This window comes from Streptosporangium jomthongense, assembly GCF_042650425.1.
In the GTDB taxonomy this organism is placed as follows: Bacteria; Actinomycetota; Actinomycetes; order Streptosporangiales; family Streptosporangiaceae; genus Streptosporangium.
In genome coordinates this window covers 1-1,732 of sequence record NZ_JBHSBC010000068.1, presented here as the reverse complement: position 1 = coordinate 1,732, position 1,732 = coordinate 1, and the positions used below count along the sequence as shown (strand labels likewise).

1 protein-coding gene and 2 pseudogenes are annotated in these 1,732 nt (G+C 69.1%); 2 read left to right on the top strand and 1 reads right to left on the bottom strand.

Going from position 1 to position 1,732, the window contains the following annotated elements:
- Positions 1-405: pseudogene (locus tag ACFOYY_RS42290) on the bottom strand (phospholipid carrier-dependent glycosyltransferase); the annotation flags it as partial.
- 97 nt (positions 406-502) lie between these two features.
- On the opposite strand from ACFOYY_RS42290, the gene rsmI reads away from it, so the two are divergent.
- Positions 503-1,357 (top strand): 16S rRNA (cytidine(1402)-2'-O)-methyltransferase, encoded by an 855-nt coding sequence (gene rsmI / locus ACFOYY_RS42285; RefSeq protein ID WP_386197166.1) that lies wholly within the window; start codon positions 503-505, stop codon positions 1,355-1,357.
- Between the two features lie 54 nt (positions 1,358-1,411).
- Positions 1,412-1,732: pseudogene (locus tag ACFOYY_RS42280) on the top strand (phospholipid carrier-dependent glycosyltransferase); the annotation flags it as partial.

The following is a 1,732-nucleotide window of genomic DNA, read 5'->3' as shown; positions in this document are numbered from 1 at the left end:
CTGCTCACCGATCGAGATCAACCACTTGCCCAGCGGCGGATGGACCACGTAGGAGGCGCACTTGTCGATCTCGGCGGGCGCGCACTTCTGCCAGATCTCGGTGCCGCCGGCCATCAGGACCTTGTCGGCGTCCTTGACCATGGTGCGTTCGGCGAGGAAATTGACCAGGGACCACGCGTCCTTGGCGTAGTACGTCTCGTCGAACATCACCGCGTTCGGGCGGCCCAGGTTGACGAAGCGGAGGAACGCCCCGAACACCGTCACCAGCAGCGGGCCGATCCAGCCCCACATGGCGCCGCCGGGCATCGGCGGCACCAGCCGGTCACGCACGGAGACGGCCGAGTCGGTGCTCGGTTCTGACTCCGGCTGTTCGAACGCCTGGTTGGGGAAGTCGGTCACGGCCACCCGGCCATCGTACGGGCCTCCTCCCCTCACGAACCTAAGAAACACCGCCTACATGTCCAATTACGGAACTTCTCCCCTTGTTGGGACCCCGTGTCGGATGCGGGAGGATGGAACCGTGAACGACAACGGCAGGCTGGTGCTCGCTGGAGCCCCGATCGGACAGACGGGCGACGCCTCGCCGAGGCTGCGCGAGGCGCTGGAGACCGCCGACGTGGTCGCCGCCGAGGACACCCGCCGCCTGCGCCGTCTGGCGGCCGACCTGGGCGCGGAGATCGGCGGCAGGGTCGTCTCCTACTACGACGCCAACGAGGCGGGCCGGGCGGCCGAGCTGCTGGGCGAGCTGCGGGACGGCAGGACCGTCCTGATCATCACCGACGCCGGGATGCCCGGTGTCTCCGACCCGGGCTACCGCCTGACCCGCCTGGCCGTCGAGGCCGGGATCACGGTCACCTCGCTGCCAGGACCCTCCGCGGTCACCACCGCACTGGCCGTCTCCGGCCTGCCCAGCGACCGCTTCTGCTTCGAGGGCTTCCCGCCGCGTAAGCCGGGCGAGCGCGACCGCAGGCTGCGGGCGCTGGCCGCCGAGGAACGCACGATGGTGTTCTTCGAGGCGCCCCACCGGCTCGCGGCCGCGCTCGGCGCGATGGCCGAGGCGTTCGGGACGGAGCGCAGGGCCGCCGTCTGCCGCGAGCTGACCAAGACCTACGAGGAGGTACGGCGCGGCGGTCTGGGCGAACTGGCCGTGTGGGCGGCCGACGGGGTCAAGGGCGAGATCACCGTGGTGGTCGCCGGGCACGACCCGCAGGAGGTCGAGCCGGACATCGAGGACCTGGTCGCCGAGGTCGCCAGGCGCGCGGAGACCGGGGTGCCGAGGAAGCAGGCGATCGTGGACGTCGCGAAGTCGGCGGGGATTCCCAAACGAGATCTTTACGATGCTGTCCACAGAGGGTGATTTTTCTCCATACTTCCCTAAATGGGATTAACCAGAGATCGACTTCTGCCCCCCATGCCGGGAAACGTCCTGCTGGGCTGGCTGGGACCGTTGTTCGTCGCCGCGCTCGGGGCGTTCCTGCGGTTCGACCGTCTCGGGCTGCCGAAGGCGGTGGTGTTCGACGAGACCTTCTACGCCAAGGACGCCTACTCGCTGAGCCTTTTCGGCGTTGAGCGGGCCACACTCGGCGACGCGTCGAACCCGATCTCCGACCGGATGCTCATCGCCGGGAACACCGACATCTGGATCGGCTGCTCCCCGCCGGAGGCCGCCCCCTGCCCGCAGTACGTCGCCCATCCGCCGCTGGGCAAGTGGTTGATCTCGATCGGTGAGCAG

What these genes read in the sequence shown, in the direction of transcription:
- rsmI (WP_386197166.1), top strand. Translation starts at nt 503, where the DNA reads ATGCGGGAGGATGGAACCGTGAACGACAACGGCAGGCTGGTGCTCGCT.